The organism is Stutzerimonas stutzeri (assembly GCF_013522825.1).
Taxonomy (GTDB): Bacteria; Pseudomonadota; Gammaproteobacteria; order Pseudomonadales; family Pseudomonadaceae; genus Stutzerimonas; species Stutzerimonas stutzeri_AK.
On the sequence record NZ_JAAMQZ010000006.1, the window covers coordinates 83,814 to 103,394 of the forward strand.

Sequence of the window (19,581 nt, forward strand, 5' to 3'; positions counted from 1 at the left end):
ATGGCGGAAAAAGCGTTGAAAACCAGTGTGTTCACCTGGGAGGGGACTGATCGCAAGGGCGGCAAGGTCAAAGGTGAGCTTTCCGGGCAGAGCCCGGCGCTGATCAAGGCGCAACTGCGCAAGCAGGGTATCAATCCGCTGAAGGTGCGCAAGAAGGCCGTCTCGCTGTTCAGTTCCGGCAAGAAGATCAAGCCGATGGATATCGCGCTGTTCACCCGGCAGATGGCGACCATGATGAAGGCTGGCGTGCCGTTGCTGCAGTCGTTCGACATCATCGGCGAGGGCTTCGACAATCCGAACATGCGCAAGCTGGTGGATGAGGTGAAGCAGGAAGTGGCCGCCGGTAACAGCTTCGCCGGTTCGCTGCGCAAGAAGCCGCAATATTTCGATGATCTGTATTGCAACCTGGTGGAGTCCGGCGAGCAGTCCGGTGCGCTGGAAACGTTGCTGGATCGGATTGCCACGTATAAGGAAAAAACCGAGCAGCTCAAGGCCAAGATCAAGAAGGCGATGACCTACCCGATTGCGGTCATCGTGGTGGCGATCATTGTTTCGGCGATCCTGCTGATCAAGGTGGTGCCGCAGTTCGAGAGTGTGTTCCAAGGCTTTGGGGCCGAACTGCCAGCGTTTACGCAAATGGTGGTCGGGCTTTCGCGCTGGCTGCAGGAGTGGTGGTATCTGGTGCTTCTGGGGCTGTTCGTGGCGGCATTCCTGTTCAAGCACAGTTACAAACGCTCGGAGAAGTTTCGTGATGCGCTCGACAGGATGCTGCTGAAGGCGCCTATTGTTGGCGACATTCTCTACAAGGCGGTGGTGGCGCGTTATGCACGTACCTTGTCCACGACCTTTGCGGCGGGTGTGCCGCTGGTGGATGCGCTGGACTCGGTAGCGGGGGCGACCGGCAACGTGGTGTTCCGCAATGCGGTGGCGAAGATTCGCAACGATGTATCCTCTGGTGTGCAGCTGAACTTCTCGATGCGCACCACCAATGTATTTCCTTCGATGGCGATCCAGATGACGGCCATTGGCGAGGAGTCCGGTTCGCTGGACGAGATGCTGGACAAGGTCGCCGGCTTCTACGAGGACGAAGTGGACAATATGGTGGATAACCTGACGACGCTGATGGAGCCGCTGATCATGGCGGTGCTGGGTGTGCTGGTGGGTGGCCTGATCATTGCGATGTACCTGCCCATCTTCCAGCTCGGCAGCGTGGTCGGATAACTCGATGATCTTTCAAGTTCTGGCCAGCAACACGCTGGCCTTTGTTTTGTGCGCGCTGGTGCTGGGGCTGCTGGTGGGCAGTTTTCTCAATGTGGTCATTTATCGATTGCCGATCATGATGCAGCGGGAGTGGCAATCCCAGGCGCGGGAGTTTCTGGAGTTGCCTGCCGAGCCTGACGCGGCGATGTTCAATCTGTTTCTGCCGCATTCACGCTGCCCGCATTGCGATCACCGGATTCGTGCCTGGGAGAATATTCCACTGGTGAGCTGGCTGGCGTTGCGTGGCAAGTGCTCGGCGTGCAAGGCGCCGATCAGCAGGCGCTACCCGCTGGTGGAGCTGGCGTGTGGGCTGCTCTCGGGTTACGTCGCCTGGCATTTCGGTTTCACCTGGCAGGCCGGCGCGATGCTGTTGCTGACCTGGGGGCTGCTGGCGATGAGCATGATCGACGTCGATCATCAATTGCTGCCGGATTCGCTGGTGCTGCCGTTGCTGTGGCTGGGGTTGATCGTCAACAGCTTCGGCCTGTTCGTGTCCCTCGCGGATGCGTTGTGGGGCGCGGTGGCGGGCTATCTGAGTCTGTGGTCGGTGTACTGGCTGTTCAAGCTGGTGACCGGCAAGGAAGGCATGGGTTATGGCGACTTCAAGCTGCTGGCCATGCTCGGCGCCTGGGGCGGCTGGCAGGTGCTGCCGCTGACCATTCTGCTGTCCTCACTGGTCGGCGCGGTGCTGGGCACCATCATGCTGCGTATGCGCAAGGCCGAGAGCGGCACACCGATTCCCTTCGGGCCTTATCTGGCCATTGCCGGCTGGGTTGCCTTGCTCTGGGGTGAGCAGATCACCGTCAGTTATCTGCAGTTCGCCAGATTCTGACACCGTGGTATCGCCTGCGCCGCTGATACCACAAAGCCCGTCGTTCGTAGGTCGAATTAGCCGCAGGCGTAAACCGGCGGGGCGGAGCACCGGCGAATGACCCTGACTCCGCCCGTCGGGTCGATGAAGCGTGCCCCGACCTACGAAACTATTTATTGAAAATATCGGCGTGTGTTCCTGTTCTGGCTAGCTGTAGCTCATCACCCTCTACTCGATAAATCAGCAACCAGTCGGGTTCGATGTGTGCATCGCGGAAGCCTTTCCAGTTGTTTTCAGCGGATGATCAAGGTAGCTGCTTGGCAATGGTTCACGATTGACCAGCAAGTTGAGCAGCGTTTTCAGCTTGCCCATGTCCTTGCCGCGCTTCTGTGCCAGTTTGAAGTCTTTTTTGAAGGCGCTGGACAATACAGGTACAAGCATCAACTCCCCAGTTCATCAAACAGTGCGTCAATGGATGCGACCTTTTTGCCCTTGCCATTCATCAGCTCGGCCATGGCGGTGGTGGTGGCTTTGTTCGGAGTGCGGTCGTAGGGTAGATCCTGACCGGCTGCGATCTGAGTCATCATCAGACGGATGGCCTCTGAGATGCTCAGGCCGGACTCTGACAAGCGCCGGGCAGCGGCTTCTTTGGTAGCGCTATCGATCCGTGCGCGGACAACGGTATCGGCGGTAGTGGCCATGATGGGGCTCCTTTTCGTGATGTGGCTACAATTGTAGCTACAGCTTGTCGGAAGCGCACGTCTTATTGGATTGTGCCAGTCAGCGAAGCGTAGTCCGGTGAAATGACCCTGACTCCGCCCGTCGGGTCGATGAAGCGTGACCCGACCTACGAAACCTGTCGTTCGTAGGTCGAATTAGCTGAAGGCGTAATCCGACGAGGCGGAGCGTAGTCCGGCGAATGACTTTGACTCCGCCCGTCGGGTCGGTGAAGCGTGACCCGACCTGCGAAACCTGATTCGTAGGTCGAATTAGCCGAAGGCGTAATCCGACGATACGGGGCGTAATCCAACCTATCGGCTAGTGCGATGTGCCCTCCGCGAATTCGATCTTGTTGCCGACGTTGTACTTGCCTGAAGGCTTGTTCATCGGGATGCGTTTGATTTCCTTCAGGGTGTCGGCCTCGATCACCAGCAGCGCGCCATCGGTGTCCCAGACGCTGAGCAGCAGGTGTTTGCCGTCGCGGGTGAACTCTACGTGGGCGGCGTTCTTGCCGGGCATCGGGCGCAGGGTGTGGGCGACTTCCAGGGTTTGTTTGTCGATCAGGTGGATGGCGTCGTTGTTGGGGCCGAAGAACACGTCGGTCCAGGCGTACTTCGAATTTTCGTGGCTGCGCATGAAGAAGCCCGGCCCTTCGGTGGGGATTTCCTTGATCAGCGACCAGTCCTGCATGTCCAGCACCGAGATCAGTCCCTGGCTGACGTTGGGCGTGGCGAAGACCCACTTGCCATCGCGTTTCCAGTAGATGCCCGAGCCCAGGTGCGGCATGCCCGGCAGCGGGATGTCGGTGACGGCCTTGCCGGTGTCCAGGTCGATCACCTGGCCGCCGTGGGCCTTGCGCGAGGTGGCGAGCAAATGGCGGTAGTCGGGGGTGAAGGAGAAGTCGTCGAGGAAGTCCGCCGCCTGGATGCGGCGTGGCTCGAAGGTCGGCTCGCCGGCGTAGGACAGTTCCCAGGCTTCCTGCACGTCCTTCAGGGCGACTACGAAGCTGTCGCGTGGCGGCGCGGTGTAGACGGCGCTGACCCTTGAAGGGGTGCCGTCCAGCCCGGTGGCCGGGATGCGCTTGACCAGCGACAGGTCGCGGGCATCGAGCACCACCAGTTCGCCCGGCAGGTAGTTGCCTACCAGCGCCCAGCGGCCATCGTTGCTGATCGCCATGTTGCGGGTGTTCAGGCCGGCGCGGACTTCGGCGATCATCTTCAGGTTGTGCAGGTCGTAGACGCTGACCCAGCCGTCGCGGGAGGCGAAGTAGACGAAGCGCCCGTCGGGGGAGAATTTCGGCCCGCCGTGTAGGGCGAAATGCGACTGGAATTTGGCCAGCTCCTCGAAGTGTTCGCCGTCGAGGATGCGCACATGATGATTGCCGGCCTCCACCACGACGAACAGGTTGAGCGGGTCGGCACCATGCTGCGGGCTTGTCGGTAGCGTGGCCACATCGGTGAGGATGCGGTGGCTGGCGCGAAGGTCGGCATCGCTCCAGGTCGGTGGCGTTGCGGAGGGCTGGTAGAGGTAGCTGACCAGTCCGTCGATCTGTGCGTCGTCGAGCAGGTGCGTGTAGGCCATCATCTGGCTGGCCGGGCGGCCATCGCGGATGACCTGGCGTGCTTCGTCGGGCTTGATCCGACTGAGGCTTTCCGGCAGCAGCGCGGGGCCGGCGCCGCCCAGGCGATTGACGCCGTGGCAGCTCTGGCAGTGCTGTTCGTAGAGGCTTGCGGCCTGTTCCAGTGTGACTGCCTGCGGCGCGGCCTGCAGGCTGCCGCACAGGATCAACAGGGTCAGTGGGAGTGTTCGCTTCATGACGCTTGCTCCTCGGCAGCCGCTGGACTGGCCTCGGCGCGCAGGCGTGCCGGGTATTCCAGCTGCTCATCGGCAAAGAGGCCGACGACCTTGCCGATCACCGTCAGGGTCGGAGCTTTCAACTGCTGTTCGCGGGCCATGTTCGGCAGTTCCTTGAGCGTGCAGCGCACCACCTGCTGCTCGGCGCGGGTGCCGTTGCCGATGAGTGCGGCGGGCGTTTGCGGCGCGAGCCCTGCGGCGATCAGGTTGCGGGAAATTTCGTTGAGGCTGCCAAGGCCCATGTAGAACACCAGGGTCTGTTTGCCCTCGACCAGGCTGTTCCAGGGCAGCAACAGGGCGCCGTCTTCCTGCAGGTGGCCGGTGATGAACTGGCAGGAATGGGCCAGGTCGCGGTGGGTCAGGGGAATACCGGCATAGGCACTGCAACCGGCTGCCGCGGTCACGCCTGGCACTACCTGGCAGTCGATGCCGTTCTGCAGCAGGTATTCGATTTCCTCGGCGCCGCGACCAAAGATGAACGGATCGCCGCCCTTGAGGCGCACCACGCGCAGGTTCTGCTTCGCCAGATCGACCAGCAGTTGATTGATCTGTGGTTGCGGCAGGCTGTGGTAGCCGCTGGTCTTGCCCACGTAATGCCGGGCGCAGATGGCTGGCAGCAGGTTCATGAGGTCGTCGCTGACCAGGCGGTCGTAGACCACGGCGTCGGCCTGTTGCAGCAGGCTCCAGGCGCGCAGGGTCAGCAGGCCCGGATCGCCGGGGCCGGCACCGACCAGAGCGACTTCGCCAGCGGCGAACGAGGCACTCAATGACGCGGGGAGTGTGATTGGCTGGTCCATGCGGTGCTCCTGAATTCTCATCGAGGCTGACGGTTTTGCGCTTGGCTCTATACGGTTCTGTCGACCGCTGGGTGCTGCTGTTCTAGAGGGCGCTGATTTCAACGCTTGGGATACGTGCGGGTGTTGGCAGACCGATTTCCTCGTCGCTGAGGTAACAGCCGGGGTCTTCCCCCCAGAGGTTGCCTTCGGCCCAGGCGCGGGTGCGTGTATTGCCGTTGCAGATGGCCAGCCAGCGGCACTCGGCGCAGCGCCCACCCACTGCGCGCGGGTGCTGACGCAGCTCGTCCAGCAGCGGCTCGGGCTTGTCCAGCCACAGTTCGCGAAAACTCTGACGGCGCACGTTGCCCACGGTGTGCTGCCACCAGTAGGTGTCGGGATGTACATCGCCGATGTTGTCGATATTGGCGATGCCGTTGCCCGAGGCATTGCCACCCCAGGCACGCAACATCTGTTCCAGGCGCTCGCGGTATTGCGGCAGGCGTTCTTCGACCCACTGCAGCAGCAGGATGGCGTCGGCATCGTTGTTGCCGCTGACGAAATCGGTTTCGCGACCGTTCTGCACATCGTCCCAGGCCTGCTCGAACAGCTGGCGCATGGCGTCGCGGGTCATCTGGTGATGGGCGTCGGCCTTGCGGCTGCGCTTGCCCCGACCGCTGTAGTTGAGGTGCGAAAGATAGAACTTCTGCACGTCGTGTTCGCGCATCAGGGCCAGCAGCGCTGGCAGCTGCGGGTAGTTGTTCTGCGTCAACGTGGTGCGCAGGCCGACGCGGATGTCGTGCTGACGGCACAGATCGATGGCATGCATGGAGGCACTGAAGCTGCCCTTGAGCTGACGCCAGTCATCGTGCACCGCTTCCAGCCCGTCGATGCTGATGCCGACGTAGTCGAACTGCGCGGCGGCGATGCGCTCGATGTTGCTTTCGTCGATCAGGGTGCCGTTGGTGGACAGGGCGACGAAGAAGCCCTTGTCGCGGGCGTAATCGGACAGCTGGAAGATATCGTCGCGCAGCAGCGGCTCACCGCCCGACAGAATCAGTACGCGCACACCGGCGTCATGCAGGTCGTCGATAACCTTGAGCGCTTCGCCGGTATCCAGTTCGTCGCGGAACTCGCTGTCGGCGGAGGTGGCGTAGCAGTGCTTGCAGGTCAGGTTGCAGCGCCGCAGCAGATTCCAGATCACCACGGGCGGGCGTGTGCCGCCGGCACTGCGAGCGCCCAGTACGCGAGTGCTTGGCTGGGCCAGGGCGCGCAGGTAATGGCTGATTCTCAACATGGGCGGCTCTCCTCGACGGCACATCAGGTTCGCGTCTTCGATGGGCGCAGCATCTCCGAGCGAATCGGGCCGATCCTTGATTGGAAACAAAAAAGGAGCGACAGCGGCTCCCTGAATGGGCTGGAAGCCCGATCTAGCGTGGGGGTGGGGCAACCGGTCGCGGTGCCGGCGATGGGAAAAGGCCTTGGGGCTTGCAGGGTCAAACGTGTTCGACCTTTTGCGCGAATTTATGGCCGAATGAATTCGGTCCTACAGGGCCATGCCTGGCCCGGAGGCTTCTGTTCGTCAGCAGGCGCGTGAGCGCCGGATTACGTTTTCGGAAACCCGGATTACGCCTTCGGCTAATCCAGGCTACGGTCTACGGAGCGGGTTGCGCTGCCGAGGCGGCGATGCGCAAGCCGGTCTTTTTCAGGATGCGACTGCTGACCAGCATCTCATCCGCTCGGCAAGCGTCACCGAGCAGGGCGCGGATTTCGGCGCGGTAGGCGTCGATTTCCTCGGCGTTGCGGCCGTGGACCATGGCGAACAGGTTGTAGTACCAGCCTTCACGGCGGGGCCGGCGATAGCAGTGGCTGACGAAGGGCTGGCTGCCGATCAGCGGTCCGAGGCGTGCGATCTCGGCGTCATCGATTTCCCAGACGGTCATGCCGTTGTGCCGGTAGCCCAAGCGGTAGTGATTGGGTACGGCAGCGATACGGCGGATGGCGCCGTCGCCCTGCAGCGCCTGGAGCAGTTCGAGGGTGGCCTCGACGCTGATGCCCAGGCGTTCGGCGATCCAGCTCCAGGGGTCGTCCACCAGCGGCAGGCCGGCCTGGGTGAGTTCCACCAGTTGCCTGGACAGATCGGACCGGGCGTCAAACCGGCCATCAAACCGGGAAGTGCAGGCCGACATGATAGGTCTCCTCCTTGGGCAGGTTAAGCACCGGCAGGCCGGTCTGCGCTTCGATGCGCTGGATGGCTTCGGCGATGCCTTCGGGTGTGGCGCAGCCAAGGACGAACCACATATTCCAGGCATGTTCGCGGCGATAGTTGTGGGCGACTTCCGGCATCGCATCGAGCTGCGCGGCGACCGCGTCGAAGCGCTCTTCAGGCACCGACAGCGCGGCCAGGGTGAAGGCGCCGCCGAGGCGTTCGATGTCGAACATCGGCCCGAAGCGGGTCAGGGTGCCGTCGTCCAGCAGCGCCTGGACACGGTCGCGCAGGGTTTGCGAGTCGCTTTCCAGCTCCGCCGCCAGCATTTGCCAGGGCTGGCGCACCAGCGGCAGGCCATGCTGCAGGCGGTTGATCAGGCGGCGGTCGAGGTCATCCATGGGCCAGCTCCCGAGCGGCGGATGGGGCGTAGCGGCCACCGCACTGCTTGAAAGCGCGTGTGCTGAACAGCAACTGGTGCGGCACATGGCTCAGCTGGTGTTCGGCCAGCAGGGCTTCGATCTGCTCGCAGACCTGTTCGCGTTCACGGCCATGCACCATGCAGAACAGGTTGTAGGGCCAGTCCGGCAGGCGCCGCGGGCGCTGGTAGCAGAGGTTAATGCCGGCAGCCTGGCCGAGGCGCCGACCAACTTCATCGACCTGTTCGTCAGGAATGTCCATGACCAGCATGGCATTGGCGCGAAAGCCCATGGCGCGGTGCTTGAGTACCACACCGACGCGGCGGAACAGGCCGTCCTCGCTCCAGTGGCGGACCTGTTCGAGCACCGCCTGTTCGCTGGCGCCGATGCGTTCGGCCAGTGCCTGGTAAGGGCGGGCGGCCAGTGGCAGGCCGGCTTCGAGCAGACGCCGCAGGTGCATGGCTTGCAGGTCGTCGAGAAGGGCGGTCATGGCGCGTCTCCGATGGGGAAACCCAGGTCGATGCGGTAGGCGCGGCGCATGGGCAGATCCAGAGGCGTGAGCCCGGTTTCCGCTTCGATCTGTGTCAGCAGGGTATCGATATGTGCGCGATCCGGCCCGGTGAGGACGAACCAGAGGTTGTAGTGGTGTTCGCGCAGGTAGTTGTGGTTGACCTCGGGGAGGCTGTTGATGCGGGCCGCCACGGCGTCTATCCGTGCGGGTGGCACGGCGAGGGCCACCAGGGTGCTGGCGCCGGCGCGGCTGTGCTCGAACACCGGCCCGATGCGTGAAAGCCCTCCGCCTTGCTCCAGTTGCCGGAGGCTGGCGAGAATCTCGTCTTCACTGCACTCCAGCGCTTCGGCCATGGCGCGGTAGGGTTCGGCGCACAGCGGCATGCCATGCTGGAAACGGTCGATCAGGCGGCGGCTGAGGTTGTCGAGCTGCATGTCATAACCCCGTCTCGTGGGCGCGGCTGCTGAAGAAGATGCCACTCGGCGTCTGGGCCGGCAGGCGCTTGATCAGCTTCAGGGTGTAGGGGTCCCAGACCTGGATTTCGCCGCCGTCGCGCACCGACAGCCAGAGCTGGTCGCCACGCGCGGTGAATTCCATGTGCAATACCGCAGGTCCCGGCTCCAGAGTGGCGATGATTGCGTGGGTTTCACTGTCGATGACCTGCACCTTGCCGTTGTCCGGGTGGGCGAAGTTGACCCAGATCTGCCGCGCATCAGGGCGCGCCATGACGAAGATCGGCTGGCCGGCGACGTCGATGGCGGCGGTCTGCTGCCAGTTCTCGCTGTCCATCACCAGTACCCGGTGCTGGCCGACGGCGGGGACGAAGGTCTGGTTGCCGGCCACGGTCCAGCCTTCCAGATGCGGCATCTTGTAGACCGGCAGTTTCTGCTGGCCGCGACCATAGCCGTCGAGAATGCGCTCGATGCCACGCTCGGGATGCCAGAGGTCGAGCTTGGCCATGCCGTCTTCGCCGAACAGGCCGGCGATGTAGTAGCGACCCTCGGGGGTGAGCAGCGCATCGTAGGGCTGGTTGCCGATGTTCTCGAAACGGGTGATCTGCGGCGTGTGGCCCTGGCTGAAGTCCAGCAGCCAGGTTTCGCCGGTATCGAACAGGCTGTAGATGAAGCGCTGGCCCGGCACGTCGGTGACGCCGACCACGCGGGAGTTGCGGCTGCCATCGGCCAGCGGGGTGGCGGGAATGTCGGCGACCAGTTCCAGCGTCCCGGCGTCGAATACCTTGACGCCGCCCGGCTCGTAGTTGCCCACGGCGATCAGCGTGCCGTCCTGGCTGATGGCGCCGCCGATGCTGTTGCCGCCCTGGATCACCCGCTTGTCGATGCGCTGGTGCAACAGGTCGACCTTGGTCAGGCCGCCGTCACGACCGAAGACGTAGGCGAAGCGCTGGTCGCGAGAGAACACCACCGAGGCGTGGGACAGGTCGCCCAGGCCCTCGATGCGTCCGAGGCTGGTCATGCCGCTGCTCTCGATCAGTTGCAGGCTGCCGGTCGCGCGTTCCACCACCACGCCCAGGTCGCCAGTGCCGCGCAGGGGTTGCTGCGCGCAGCCGAACAGCAGGCTGGCCGCAGCCAGCAGCAGAAAAGGACGGATCATGGCTTTGGATATCCTTCGACAAGAAGATCGACCAGCCAGACGATATCCTGCTCGTCGAGCAGGGCATTCCAGCCGGGCATCGCGGTGCCGGGGCGCCCGTGGGTAACGGTGGCGATAAGGCTGTCGCGGGGTTTGCCGGCCAGTGCGTCGTGGGTGATCGCGGGGCCGAGGCCGCCGGTCATGCGCAGGCCGTGGCAGGAACCGCAGTCCTGCACGAGAAGGTGTTCGAGTTGCGTCTGGCGTTCAGCGGTCGGGTTGCCGGCCAGTGCGGCGGGAATCAGGAGGAAGGACGCCAGGGCGAGCCCCAAACGTGATACTGCGTGTCGGGACACTGTCATGACGCCCTCCTGGACACTGCGTTACTTGAGGCTCAGAACCCACTCGGCGAGGGTCTTGGCTTCTTCTTCGGTTACGGCGTTTGGTGGCATCGGGATCGGACCCCAGACGCCCTGGCTGCCGTTCTTGATGTGGCCGGCGAGCAGATCGACAGCACCATCCTGGCCTGCGTATTTGGCGGCGACTTCCTTCAGCGCCGGGCCGACCATCTTCATGTCGACGTTGTGGCAGGCTGCGCAAGGCTTGCTCTTGAACAGTGCTTCGCCGTCCTGAGCCATGGCTGGTTGCAGGACCAAAGCGCCGCCCATGGCAAGCAATGGAATGAGAATCTTCTTCATGGTACTTCCTCAAGGCTAAGTGGGGGGTTCTTGAAGCCCGCCCCTGGGTGCCCGACATGACTTTGCCGGAACATGCACGTTAAATTTACCGGTTGGGCGAAGCAACCTTTTGTCCCTGATCATGGTTACGGTCGAGGGCGGTAAATTGCCCAGCATCCGGGAACTGTTGGCCACGGCTTGAGAATGCGGCAGCGGGGTGGGGCGCGTCCTTGACTGCAATCAACCTGGGCCTCGTCTCGTTGCAGGCGCAACGGCGGACGCGACAATCTGGCGCACGGGCGTGGGGATAAAGACAAGGCTACGTGTAGGCCGGGTCACGCTTGGCCGATCCGACAGGCGAGCGGCCAGGTAGGTTAAAGGCTGAGCTGACAGGCATGGATTGTCGGATTACGCCTTCGGTTCGTCGGATTACGCCTGCGGAGACCCGGATTACGCCTTCGGCTAATCCAGGCTACAAAATATGGGGCGTCGTGCAATCTCGTAGGATGGAATCGCCGAAGGCGCTTTCGTCTAATTCTGCAGGCGAGGTGGGGCGGGACCGGCATTGCGCCGGTCCCGCACGATGTCGCTACCAGGGGTCGCCTGGTTACAGCTTGGAGGCGGTGATATCGCCTTCGGCGTCGATGCCCAGTTTGTAGCCGAGCGAGACATGGTGGAAACGACCGGTCGCGCTGTCGTCGTGGATGGCGAAGCCGAAGTTGTAGGTGTTGCCCGGCGTCAGGCTGACATCGCCTTCGCCACCGGCCAGCTTGCGGGTGAAGACCACGGACCAGGTGTCACCGTCGAGCTTGCCTTCGGCGCCCACCAGCGCCTGGCCACCTTCCATTTCGCGGTGGTCGGCGACATAGCCGTCGAAGGCCTTGTTCTCGCCGCTACGCCACTGGTTCAGGTCGTAGTAGATGCCATTGGCCAGCGAACCGTCCTTGACGTACTTGGTCTTGTTGTCGTCCGCGCCGGGCATGGTGCGGGCGTCGCCATGGCAGCTGGCCCAGCAGCCGGACTGCGCGGCCAGTTCAACCTTGTCGCCGGCTTCGAGCATGTAGGCGATCTTGACCGGGTTCTGCTCGTCCATCGCCGGGCTGCCGGAGGCCGCCGGCTGCTTCCAGGTAAAGCGCAGGTAGAGGTTTTCGCCGTCATGGGCGGCCTGGACGGTGGTGGCGATGAACGCAGCTTTGCCGGCAATCGGTGCGGGCTCGATCTTCTTGCCGCTGACGATCTTCTGGCCAATCTCGGCAAGCTCTTCGGAGTGGCAGGCCGCGCAGGTCTCACCCCTGCGCAGAACCCGCGCACCGCCGTGTTCGGTACCTTTGGTGATCCATTCGACTGGCGACACGCCAGGGTAGAACACGCCGGTTTCGACGGCGGGCACGGCGCTCCAGTCGGCGGGCGCGGCCGCCAGGGCGTTGTGTGCGGCCAGGGCCAGTACGGCACTGACAGCACTGGCCATCATGGTCTTGTTCATATTCGGTTCCTCATCTCATCATCGATGCTTGGCTGGCCCGCCTGGAGGGCACCTCTAAAAACTACCTGCGTTGCCATCGCTGCGTTGAAAACAGGCTCAAAATGCTCATTTACAACTCGTAAACTGCGCTTTTTCGCCTGTTTTCGCCTTGCGCTGGCTGCCTCGCCTACGTTTTTAGAAGTGCCCTGGAACGGCTGGTCACTCTTCGTCTTCTTCGGTCATGCCTTCAGGCAAGTGGTGAGCAATCCCCTTGTGGCAGTTGATGCAGGTCATGTTGTCTTCGGCAGCCATCTTGTGCTGCATGCGTGCGCGCTGCTTCTGCTTTTCGGAACTCATGCTTTCCAGGCTGTGGCAGTTGCGGCATTCGCGTGAATCGTTTTTCTCCATCCGTGACCATTCGCGGCGTGCCAGGGTCAGGCGTTTGGCCTCGAATTTCTCCGGTGTGTTGATGGTGCCGGTGATCTTGCCCCAGACTTCCTTGGAGGCCTCGATCTTGCGCACCATCTTGTGCGTCCACTCCTTGGGCACGTGGCAATCCGGGCAGGTTGCGCGAACGCCGGTACGGTTTTCGTAGTGGATGGTTTCCTTGTATTCGGGATAGACGTTGTCGCCCATCTCGTGGCAGGAGATGCAGAAGGTTTCCGTATTGGTGGCTTCCATGGCGGTGTTGAAGCCGCCCCAGAGAATCACTCCTGCTGCAATACCCGCGATGAGTAGTGTGCCAAGTGAGTAGTGCGTACTTGGCCGGCATAAGAAGGCAAGGCGACTGGTTTTTTTGGGTGTTTCGTTGCTGTCATGGTCTTTCATGGGGTTCGTTCCTTGCCTGACCCCTGCGCCGTAGCGCAGGGGGCTTAGCAGGTAACCTGGGAAACTGTCGGGCTTGACGCTGTGCCGCTGTGGTCAGGCCCGACAGGCTCTCAGGGCCGGTTAGTACACGTCATGCATGGTGTTGAAGACGTTGAACTTGCCGGTTGGGGTGATCACTTCCGGGCTGGTAATGACCGACTTGACCTTCAGTGTCTTGTCGTCATAAACCACAACCGCGGACTGGTCAGCCTTGCCGCCCCACAGGGAAATCCACACTTCGTTACCCGCTTGGTTGAACTCAGGCTGTACCGCACGGCGAATTGCAGCGCCCTGTGGCAGACCGGAGTCCTTGCCAACGTTCAGGACACGAGGTTCTTTGCTCAGGTCGTTCATGTCGAACACATAAACGGACTCGGCAATTTCACGCTCGGGGTTCATCGGCGCATCGGCCCAGAAGTTGGTGGATTTCGGGTGGGTCTTGACGAACAGGTTGCCCGCACCCGGCATCTTCAGCTCTTGCACCACCTTCCAGTTGTGCTCCGCATGCTTCTTGAACTTCTTCTCATCGGAAGGAGTAGAGATCAGGGAAACCACATCGTCACCCAGGTGACCTGTTGCCCAGACTGGACCAAACTGAGGGTGGACAAAGTTGGCACCACGACCCGGGTGAGGAATCTTGGCGGTGTCTACGATGGCAGCCAGCTTGCCGGTCTTGGTGTCAACCGCAGCGACCTGGTTGGAGGCGTTGGCCGCGACCAGGAAGTAACGCTTTGAAGCATCCCAACCGCCGTCATGCAGGAACTTGGACGATGCAATCGTAGTGGTTTTCAGGTTGTCGAGGTCGGTGTAGTCAACCAGCAGAATCTGTCCGGTTTCCTTGACACTCACGACCCACTCGGGCTTGACCGGGTTGGCAACAATAGAGGCAACACGTGGCTCAGGGTGATATTCGCCGTCCACGGTCTGGCCGCGGGTGGAAACAACCTTGATTGGCTCCAGGGTCAGACCATCCACAATGCCGTACTGTGGCGGCCAATAGGTACCACCAATCAGGTACTTGTCTTCGTAGCCCTTGTACTTGGACACGTCAACGGAGCGCATGTCAGAACCAAAGCGAACCGTTGCAACGGTCATCGGCTCTTCAGGCCACAGGTCAATAATGGTGGTCAGGCCGTCACGTCCGGTGGTGTACACATAACGACCGGATGCGGACATACGGGAGATGTGTACGGCATAACCACTTTCCAGAATCTTCCAGATCTTGTGGGTATCACCGTCGATCAGGGCCAGCTTGCCCGCGTCACGCAGGGTGACTGCGAACACGTTGTTCAGGTTGACCTTGTTCATCTGCTTGGTTACACGCTCTTCAAGCGGAACGATCAGGTTCCAGCTGTCTTTCATGTCCTGCAGGGAGAACTCTGGCGGAACGGGTGGCTCGTGCTGTAAATAACGGGCCATCATGTTGATTTCTTCCTTGGTCAGGATGTCGTCATAGTTGACCATCCCGCCCTCGGTACCGTACGCAATGATGTTTTCAAGGCGCGTGGTACCCAGCTTGAGCGTGCCGCCTTCGGTTTTCTGGCCACCTTCGGTTTTTTCCCAGTGTGGCTCCAGGTTCTTGCCGGTGGCGCCCTTGCGCAGCACGCCATGGCAACCGGCGCAGCGTTCGAAGTAAATCTTCTTGGCGGCTTCTTTCTCTTCCGCCGTCATGTCGGGAGCGGCAGCCTGGGCGACCGCCAGGCCAAGCAGTGAGATGCCGGCGATCAGGCCAGCGAGTAAGGGTTTACCAACGTTGCTCATGGGTGTCTCTCCTTTTTGGAGCGCTTAGGGCGGCTCCTGCTAGTTACGACGGTATGGCAGTTCCTAGATGTTTCTTGTTGTGTGCGATTTCCATCCTAGAGAGGGCTCCGGCGAATGCGCTTGATGGCAATCAAGAGAGGTTTCGTGACCCCCCAAGCGTGACGCAGTGTCGCGGATGGAATGAAACGTGTAGCTAAAATCAGTCAAAAGACGTGAATGCGTGTGCTTTTTTCAGGCTTGTGTCGTGGGGTGAAAATTCGCGGTGGCTTGCATTTCGATCAGGGCTTGACCGTGATCAAGCTTCGCCAGCGGATGGCTTGAGGGGAGGATGCGGTGACGGGTACTTTGGCGGCAGTCGAATTAACCAACCGTTGCAGTGAGGTATTGCCAATGAATGCGCCCGAGAACCTTGTCGGCATGTCTGACGCGCCGTTCTATCAAGCGCTGGGCAATGAGGAGGTACTGTTCGAGCAGGCCTGGCGGCATGGCATGCCGGTACTGATCAAGGGGCCGACAGGTTGCGGCAAGACCCGTTTCGTCCAGCACATGGCACATCGGCTGAATCTGCCGCTGTATACCGTGGCCTGTCACGATGACCTGTCCGCCGCCGACCTGGTGGGTCGCCATCTGATCGGCTCACAGGGCACCTGGTGGCAGGATGGTCCGTTGACCCGTGCGGTGCGTGAGGGCGGCATCTGCTATCTCGACGAGGTGGTGGAGGCACGGCAGGACACCGCCGTGGTGCTGCACCCGCTGGCCGATGACCGTCGCGAGCTGTTCATCGAGCGCACCGGCGAGGCGCTCAAGGCGCCGCCGGGCTTCATGCTGGTGGTCAGCTACAATCCCGGCTACCAGAACCTGCTCAAGGGTATGAAGCCCAGTACCCGGCAGCGTTTCGTGGCCATGCGGTTCGATTATCCGCCCGCTGCCGAGGAGCTGCGCATCGTCGCCAACGAGGCGCAGGTGGATGTCGAGCTGGCCGCGCAGATCGTCAAGCTGGGGCAGGCGCTACGCCGTCTCGAACAGCACGATCTGGAAGAGGTCGCCTCGACCCGCCTGCTGATCTTTGCCGCGCGCATGATCCGCTCCGGCATGAGCCCGCATGAAGCCTGCATGGCCTGCCTTGCCGAGCCGCTGTCTGATGATGCGCAAACTGTCGCCGCGCTGATGGATGTCGTCGATGTCCACTTCAGCTGACGCCGCCAACGGGGTGAGCCGACGTCTGCCGGGCGACCTGGCGATGTGGTTCTTCATTCTCGTCGAGCTGTCGGCCTTCGCGATCCTGATTCTCGCCTTCGCCGTCACCCAGTTGCTGCATCCCGAGTTGTTCGCGCAAAGCCGCGCCGCGCTGGATAGCTCGACAGGGCTGGCGCTGACGCTCAGCCTGTTGACCTCGGGGCTGTTCGCCGCGCTGGCGGTGGAGCAGGTGCGCATGGATCAGTCGCGCCGCGCCGCCTGGCTGCTGCTGGCGGCGTTGCTGACGTCCTGCGTCTATGTGGTGCTCAAGCTCGACGAATACAGCCACCTGTCCAGCCTTGGGCTGGGCATGGAACACAACACCTTCTTTACCCTGTATTGGCTGCTGACCGGCTTTCACTTTCTGCATGTGCTGCTGGGCATGGTGATTCTCGGCTGGATGGCCGAACTCTGCCGGCGTCGCGCGTACAGCGCGCAGAATCACGCCGGAATGGAGTCCGGGGTGCTCTACTGGCACATGGTCGATATGGTCTGGGTGCTGCTGTTCCCGCTGGTTTATGTACTCAACTGACGAGGTTGCGATGTCCGCTTCGAAAGTGTTGATTGGCTGCTGGCTCGCTCTGGCGGTGCTCTCCATCGCCACTGTTGTCCTGGGCAGCTCCGGATCGACCCTGTTGCTGGCCGTCAGCGTGCTGGCGGTTGCGCTGGTCAAGGCCTGGCTGATCTCCGACGGCTTCATGGAGCTGCGCCACGCGCCTCTCATGTGGCGGTTGCTGCTGTCTGCCTGGCCGATGGTAATGGCGGTCGGCATCCTGCTGGCGATGCTGCTTTGAAGTAGGTCGGATCGCGCTTTGCCGATCCGACGAGCAGACGGTCTGGCGCGTACAGGCCGGCGCCTCGCCCGTCGGGTTACGCCTTCGCAAACCCGGATTACGCCTGCGGCTAATCCAGGCTACGGCCTGCCAGCCTCGATGTAGGTCGGATCACGCTTCACCGATCCGACGAAGCAGACGGTCTGGCACGGTAGGCCGACGCTTCGCCCGTCGGGTTACGCCTTCGGCTAACACGACCTACGAAATCCCATTCGATGCCGTTGCCAGCCTCGACGTAGGTCGGATCACGCTTCACCGATCCGACGAGCAGACGGTCTGGCACGCTATAGGCCGACGCCTCGCCCGTCGGGTTACGCCTTCGGCTAACACGACCTACGAAATCCCATTCGATGCCGTTGCCAACCTCGACGTAGGTCGGATCGCGCTTCACCGATCCGACGAACGAAGGTGAAGTCGAAAAGCCTTTCCGAGTGATCAGGTTTTAACGCTCCGCCGCGCGGGCCGTATGGACATGACAAGCGACCTTCCCCCGCCATTTCTCGCCGCTCCCAGCCTCCGTTGCAGCCCCCTTTAATACCTGACCTGTTTGATCAGATGTTCTTGATTACCATCAAGCAGTTTTAGATAGCTGCCTTCTTAAACTGGCGACGCCAAGCCATGAGGAGGCGACCATGTCCGAGACCTTCACCAAGGGAATGGCCAGGAATATTTACTTTGGGGGAAGCATCTTCTTCTTCCTGGTATTCCTGGGCCTGACCTATCACACAGAGCAGACTTTTCCAGAGCGCACCAACGCTTCGGAGTTGACCGAGGCGGTAGTGCGCGGCAAGGAAGTCTGGGAAAACAACAACTGCATCGGCTGTCACAGCCTGCTTGGTGAAGGCGCCTACTTCGCGCCGGAGCTGGGTAATGTCTTCGTTCGTCGTGGTGAGGATGCGGCCTTCAAGCCCTTCCTGGCGGCGTGGATGAAGGCTCAGCCTCTGGGTGTACCAGGGCGCAGGGCAATGCCGCAGTTCAACCTGAGCGAGCAGGAAGTGGATGATCTGGCGGAGTTCCTCAAATGGACTTCGAAGATCGATACCAACAACTGGCCGCCAAACAAGGAGGGCTAAGAGATGAGCATCATGAATCCGCATCTCAAGTTCCAATCGCAGGCGGTCGCCAAACCCTACTTCGTGTTTGCTTTGATTCTGTTCGTCGGGCAGGTCCTGTTCGGCCTGATCATGGGCTTGCAATACATCGTGGGTGACTTCCTGTTCCCGCTGATCCCGTTCAACGTAGCGCGGATGGTTCACACCAACCTGCTGATCGTCTGGTTGCTGTTCGGCTTCATGGGCGCGGCCTATTACCTCATTCCCGAGGAAGCGGACCGTGAACTGCACAGCCCGAAACTGGCCATCATCCTCTTCTGGGTGTTTGCCGCAGCCGGTGTGCTGACCATTCTCGGCTACCTGCTGGTGCCTTACGCCGCTCTGGCGCAGATGACTGGCAACCACTTGTTGCCGACCATGGGACGAGAGTTCCTCGAACAGCCGACAATCACCAAGATCGGTATCGTGGTGGTGGCCCTGGGCTTCCTCTACAACATCGGCATGACGCTGCTCAAAGGTCGCAAGACCGTGATCAGCACGGTGATGATGACCGGTCTGATCGGCCTGGCGGTGTTCTTCCTGTTCGCCTTCTACAACCCGGAAAACCTGTCGCGCGACAAGTATTACTGGTGGTTCGTGGTGCACCTGTGGGTCGAGGGCGTGTGGGAACTGATCATGGGCTCGATGCTGGCCTTCGTGCTGATCAAGATCACCGGCGTTGACCGCGAAGTGATCGAGAAGTGGCTCTATGTGATCATCGCCATGGCGCTGATCACCGGCATCATCGGTACCGGCCACCACTTCTTCTGGATCGGTGCGCCTGTGGTCTGGCTGTGGCTGGGCTCGATCTTCTCCGCGCTGGAACCGCTGCCGTTCTTCGCCATGGTGCTGTTCTCGCTGAACATGGTGAACCGCCGTCGTCGTCAGCATCCGAACAAGGCCGCTTCGCTGTGGGCCATCGGTACTACCGTGACGGCATTCTTCGGCGCTGGCGTGTGGGGCTTCATGCACACCCTGGCCCCGGTGAACTACTACACCCACGGTTCGCAGCTGACCGCAGCGCATGGCCACCTGGCGTTCTACGGTGCCTACGCGATGATCGTGATGACCATGATCAGCTACGCGATGCCGCGTCTGCGTGGCCTGGGTGAAGCGCCGGATGCGCGTGCGCAACGTATCGAGGTCTGGGGCTTCTGGCTGATGACTGTGTCGATGGTTGCCATCACACTGTTCCTGACGGCCGCTGGCGTCGTCCAGATCTGGCTGCAGCGCATCCCTGCCGATGGTGCCGCCCTGTCGTTCATGAATACCACTGATCAGCTGATGATCTTCTTCTGGCTGCGTCTGATTGCCGGGGTGTTCTTCCTGATCGGCCTGGTCTGCTACCTGTACAGCTTCAGGCAGCGTGGACGGGTAACCGCTGACGATACGGTTCCAGCCTCCGCTGCAATCTGAGTCGGGTTGCGATGTGAAGTGACGGCCCGGCTGACCCAGCGGGCCGTTTCTGTTTTGCACTGTTTTGAAATGCACCGTTTTGAGGTGCACAGGGGTA

At 61.6% G+C, this 19,581-nt stretch carries 21 protein-coding genes and 1 pseudogene; 7 read left to right on the plus strand and 15 right to left on the minus strand.

Annotated features, from left to right (window positions below):
* Together G7020_RS05855 and G7020_RS05860 are read left to right on the plus strand one after the other, a co-directional pair.
* Window positions 1–1,221: a type II secretion system F family protein gene (locus G7020_RS05855; protein ID WP_181082994.1), complete on the plus strand. Its 1,221-nt coding sequence runs from the start codon at window positions 1–3 to the stop codon at window positions 1,219–1,221.
* 4 nt (window positions 1,222–1,225) lie between these two features.
* Window positions 1,226–2,092, plus strand: coding sequence for a prepilin peptidase (locus tag G7020_RS05860; protein ID WP_181082995.1), 867 nt, complete (start codon window positions 1,226–1,228; stop codon window positions 2,090–2,092).
* Window positions 2,093–2,240: 148 nt separating this feature from the next.
* Here G7020_RS05860 and G7020_RS05865 read toward each other — a convergent pair.
* The 15 genes and pseudogenes from G7020_RS05865 to G7020_RS05935 form a co-directional block, all read right to left on the minus strand.
* Window positions 2,241–2,512: pseudogene (locus G7020_RS05865) on the minus strand (type II toxin-antitoxin system YafQ family toxin).
* The gene (locus G7020_RS05870; RefSeq protein ID WP_181082996.1) at window positions 2,512–2,772 is read right to left on the minus strand and encodes a type II toxin-antitoxin system RelB/DinJ family antitoxin; all 261 of its coding nucleotides are present in this window, start codon (window positions 2,770–2,772) and stop codon (window positions 2,512–2,514) included. The pseudogene G7020_RS05865 and the gene G7020_RS05870 overlap by 1 nt, the downstream one beginning before the upstream one ends.
* A gap of 337 nt (window positions 2,773–3,109) precedes the next feature.
* Window positions 3,110–4,606 carry a nitrite reductase gene (locus G7020_RS05875; RefSeq protein WP_181082997.1) on the minus strand — a complete coding sequence of 499 codons (1,497 nt, stop codon included), beginning with the start codon at window positions 4,604–4,606 and terminating at the stop codon, window positions 3,110–3,112.
* Window positions 4,603–5,442, minus strand: coding sequence for a uroporphyrinogen-III C-methyltransferase (gene cobA / locus G7020_RS05880; RefSeq protein ID WP_181082998.1), 840 nt, complete (start codon window positions 5,440–5,442; stop codon window positions 4,603–4,605). Before cobA ends, G7020_RS05875 begins: the two co-directional genes overlap by 4 nt.
* An 82-nt stretch (window positions 5,443–5,524) precedes the next feature.
* Entirely contained in the window at window positions 5,525–6,715 is a 1,191-nt protein-coding gene (nirJ, locus tag G7020_RS05885; RefSeq protein WP_181082999.1) for a heme d1 biosynthesis radical SAM protein NirJ, read from the minus strand.
* Between the two features lie 358 nt (window positions 6,716–7,073).
* Window positions 7,074–7,607 carry an Lrp/AsnC family transcriptional regulator gene (locus tag G7020_RS05890; RefSeq protein WP_181083000.1) on the minus strand — a complete coding sequence of 178 codons (534 nt, stop codon included), beginning with the start codon at window positions 7,605–7,607 and terminating at the stop codon, window positions 7,074–7,076.
* A complete protein-coding gene (locus tag G7020_RS05895; RefSeq protein ID WP_181083001.1) occupies window positions 7,582–8,025 on the minus strand; it encodes an Lrp/AsnC family transcriptional regulator in 444 nt (147 codons plus the stop codon). Before G7020_RS05895 ends, G7020_RS05890 begins: the two co-directional genes overlap by 26 nt.
* Window positions 8,018–8,533: an AsnC family protein gene (locus G7020_RS05900; RefSeq protein WP_181083002.1), complete on the minus strand. Its 516-nt coding sequence runs from the start codon at window positions 8,531–8,533 to the stop codon at window positions 8,018–8,020. Before G7020_RS05900 ends, G7020_RS05895 begins: the two co-directional genes overlap by 8 nt.
* Complete coding sequence (locus G7020_RS05905; protein WP_181083003.1) at window positions 8,530–8,988, minus strand: Lrp/AsnC family transcriptional regulator; 459 nt, start codon at window positions 8,986–8,988, stop codon at window positions 8,530–8,532. The genes G7020_RS05900 and G7020_RS05905 overlap by 4 nt, the downstream gene beginning before the upstream one ends.
* Before the next feature lies 1 nt (window position 8,989).
* The gene (locus tag G7020_RS05910) at window positions 8,990–10,165 is read right to left on the minus strand and encodes a cytochrome D1 domain-containing protein (protein ID WP_181083004.1); all 1,176 of its coding nucleotides are present in this window, start codon (window positions 10,163–10,165) and stop codon (window positions 8,990–8,992) included.
* Window positions 10,162–10,503, minus strand: a complete 342-nt coding sequence (locus G7020_RS05915) for a c-type cytochrome (RefSeq protein WP_181083005.1) — start codon at window positions 10,501–10,503, stop codon at window positions 10,162–10,164. The genes G7020_RS05910 and G7020_RS05915 overlap by 4 nt, the downstream gene beginning before the upstream one ends.
* Window positions 10,504–10,524: 21 nt before the next feature.
* Window positions 10,525–10,839: a c-type cytochrome gene (locus G7020_RS05920; protein ID WP_181083006.1), complete on the minus strand. Its 315-nt coding sequence runs from the start codon at window positions 10,837–10,839 to the stop codon at window positions 10,525–10,527.
* 586 nt (window positions 10,840–11,425) lie between these two features.
* The gene (locus tag G7020_RS05925; protein ID WP_181083007.1) at window positions 11,426–12,301 is read right to left on the minus strand and encodes an ethylbenzene dehydrogenase-related protein; all 876 of its coding nucleotides are present in this window, start codon (window positions 12,299–12,301) and stop codon (window positions 11,426–11,428) included.
* Between the two features lie 198 nt (window positions 12,302–12,499).
* Window positions 12,500–13,108, minus strand: a complete 609-nt coding sequence (locus tag G7020_RS05930) for a NapC/NirT family cytochrome c (RefSeq protein ID WP_181083008.1) — start codon at window positions 13,106–13,108, stop codon at window positions 12,500–12,502.
* A gap of 120 nt (window positions 13,109–13,228) precedes the next feature.
* Complete coding sequence (locus G7020_RS05935; protein WP_181083009.1) at window positions 13,229–14,908, minus strand: cytochrome D1 domain-containing protein; 1,680 nt, start codon at window positions 14,906–14,908, stop codon at window positions 13,229–13,231.
* Between the two features lie 390 nt (window positions 14,909–15,298).
* Between G7020_RS05935 and G7020_RS05940 the strand changes: the two genes are divergently transcribed.
* The 5 genes from G7020_RS05940 to G7020_RS05960 all read left to right on the plus strand — a co-directional run bounded on the left by G7020_RS05940 (window position 15,299) and on the right by G7020_RS05960 (window position 19,484).
* A complete protein-coding gene (locus tag G7020_RS05940; protein ID WP_272872412.1) occupies window positions 15,299–16,105 on the plus strand; it encodes a CbbQ/NirQ/NorQ/GpvN family protein in 807 nt (268 codons plus the stop codon).
* The gene (locus tag G7020_RS05945) at window positions 16,089–16,676 is read left to right on the plus strand and encodes a cytochrome c oxidase subunit 3 (protein WP_181083010.1); all 588 of its coding nucleotides are present in this window, start codon (window positions 16,089–16,091) and stop codon (window positions 16,674–16,676) included. The genes G7020_RS05940 and G7020_RS05945 overlap by 17 nt, the downstream gene beginning before the upstream one ends.
* Window positions 16,677–16,686: 10 nt before the next feature.
* Window positions 16,687–16,938 carry a cytochrome C oxidase subunit IV family protein gene (locus G7020_RS05950; protein ID WP_181083011.1) on the plus strand — a complete coding sequence of 84 codons (252 nt, stop codon included), beginning with the start codon at window positions 16,687–16,689 and terminating at the stop codon, window positions 16,936–16,938.
* Window positions 16,939–17,609: 671 nt separating this feature from the next.
* Window positions 17,610–18,050, plus strand: a complete 441-nt coding sequence (locus tag G7020_RS05955) for a c-type cytochrome (protein ID WP_037023739.1) — start codon at window positions 17,610–17,612, stop codon at window positions 18,048–18,050.
* Window positions 18,051–18,053: 3 nt separating this feature from the next.
* The gene (locus G7020_RS05960) at window positions 18,054–19,484 is read left to right on the plus strand and encodes a cbb3-type cytochrome c oxidase subunit I (protein WP_181083012.1); all 1,431 of its coding nucleotides are present in this window, start codon (window positions 18,054–18,056) and stop codon (window positions 19,482–19,484) included.
* The last annotated feature ends 97 nt before the right edge of the window (window positions 19,485–19,581 follow it).

Excerpts from the sequence above, each read along its gene's own strand:
- G7020_RS05855 (WP_181082994.1), top strand. The coding sequence starts at position 1 with ATGGCGGAAAAAGCGTTGAAAACCAGTGTGTTCACCTGGGAGGGGACT.
- G7020_RS05860 (WP_181082995.1), top strand. The coding sequence starts at position 1,226 with ATGATCTTTCAAGTTCTGGCCAGCAACACGCTGGCCTTTGTTTTGTGC.
- G7020_RS05870 (WP_181082996.1), bottom strand. The coding sequence starts at position 2,772 with ATGGCCACTACCGCCGATACCGTTGTCCGCGCACGGATCGATAGCGCT.
- G7020_RS05875 (WP_181082997.1), bottom strand. The coding sequence starts at position 4,606 with ATGAAGCGAACACTCCCACTGACCCTGTTGATCCTGTGCGGCAGCCTG.
- cobA (WP_181082998.1), bottom strand. The coding sequence starts at position 5,442 with ATGGACCAGCCAATCACACTCCCCGCGTCATTGAGTGCCTCGTTCGCC.
- nirJ (WP_181082999.1), bottom strand. The coding sequence starts at position 6,715 with ATGTTGAGAATCAGCCATTACCTGCGCGCCCTGGCCCAGCCAAGCACT.
- G7020_RS05890 (WP_181083000.1), bottom strand. The coding sequence starts at position 7,607 with ATGTCGGCCTGCACTTCCCGGTTTGATGGCCGGTTTGACGCCCGGTCC.
- G7020_RS05895 (WP_181083001.1), bottom strand. The coding sequence starts at position 8,025 with ATGGATGACCTCGACCGCCGCCTGATCAACCGCCTGCAGCATGGCCTG.
- G7020_RS05900 (WP_181083002.1), bottom strand. The coding sequence starts at position 8,533 with ATGACCGCCCTTCTCGACGACCTGCAAGCCATGCACCTGCGGCGTCTG.
- G7020_RS05905 (WP_181083003.1), bottom strand. The coding sequence starts at position 8,988 with ATGCAGCTCGACAACCTCAGCCGCCGCCTGATCGACCGTTTCCAGCAT.
- G7020_RS05910 (WP_181083004.1), bottom strand. The coding sequence starts at position 10,165 with ATGATCCGTCCTTTTCTGCTGCTGGCTGCGGCCAGCCTGCTGTTCGGC.
- G7020_RS05915 (WP_181083005.1), bottom strand. The coding sequence starts at position 10,503 with ATGACAGTGTCCCGACACGCAGTATCACGTTTGGGGCTCGCCCTGGCG.
- G7020_RS05920 (WP_181083006.1), bottom strand. The coding sequence starts at position 10,839 with ATGAAGAAGATTCTCATTCCATTGCTTGCCATGGGCGGCGCTTTGGTC.
- G7020_RS05925 (WP_181083007.1), bottom strand. The coding sequence starts at position 12,301 with ATGAACAAGACCATGATGGCCAGTGCTGTCAGTGCCGTACTGGCCCTG.
- G7020_RS05930 (WP_181083008.1), bottom strand. The coding sequence starts at position 13,108 with ATGAAAGACCATGACAGCAACGAAACACCCAAAAAAACCAGTCGCCTT.
- G7020_RS05935 (WP_181083009.1), bottom strand. The coding sequence starts at position 14,908 with ATGAGCAACGTTGGTAAACCCTTACTCGCTGGCCTGATCGCCGGCATC.
- G7020_RS05940 (WP_272872412.1), top strand. The coding sequence starts at position 15,299 with ATGAATGCGCCCGAGAACCTTGTCGGCATGTCTGACGCGCCGTTCTAT.
- G7020_RS05945 (WP_181083010.1), top strand. The coding sequence starts at position 16,089 with ATGTCCACTTCAGCTGACGCCGCCAACGGGGTGAGCCGACGTCTGCCG.
- G7020_RS05950 (WP_181083011.1), top strand. The coding sequence starts at position 16,687 with ATGTCCGCTTCGAAAGTGTTGATTGGCTGCTGGCTCGCTCTGGCGGTG.
- G7020_RS05955 (WP_037023739.1), top strand. The coding sequence starts at position 17,610 with ATGTCCGAGACCTTCACCAAGGGAATGGCCAGGAATATTTACTTTGGG.
- G7020_RS05960 (WP_181083012.1), top strand. The coding sequence starts at position 18,054 with ATGAGCATCATGAATCCGCATCTCAAGTTCCAATCGCAGGCGGTCGCC.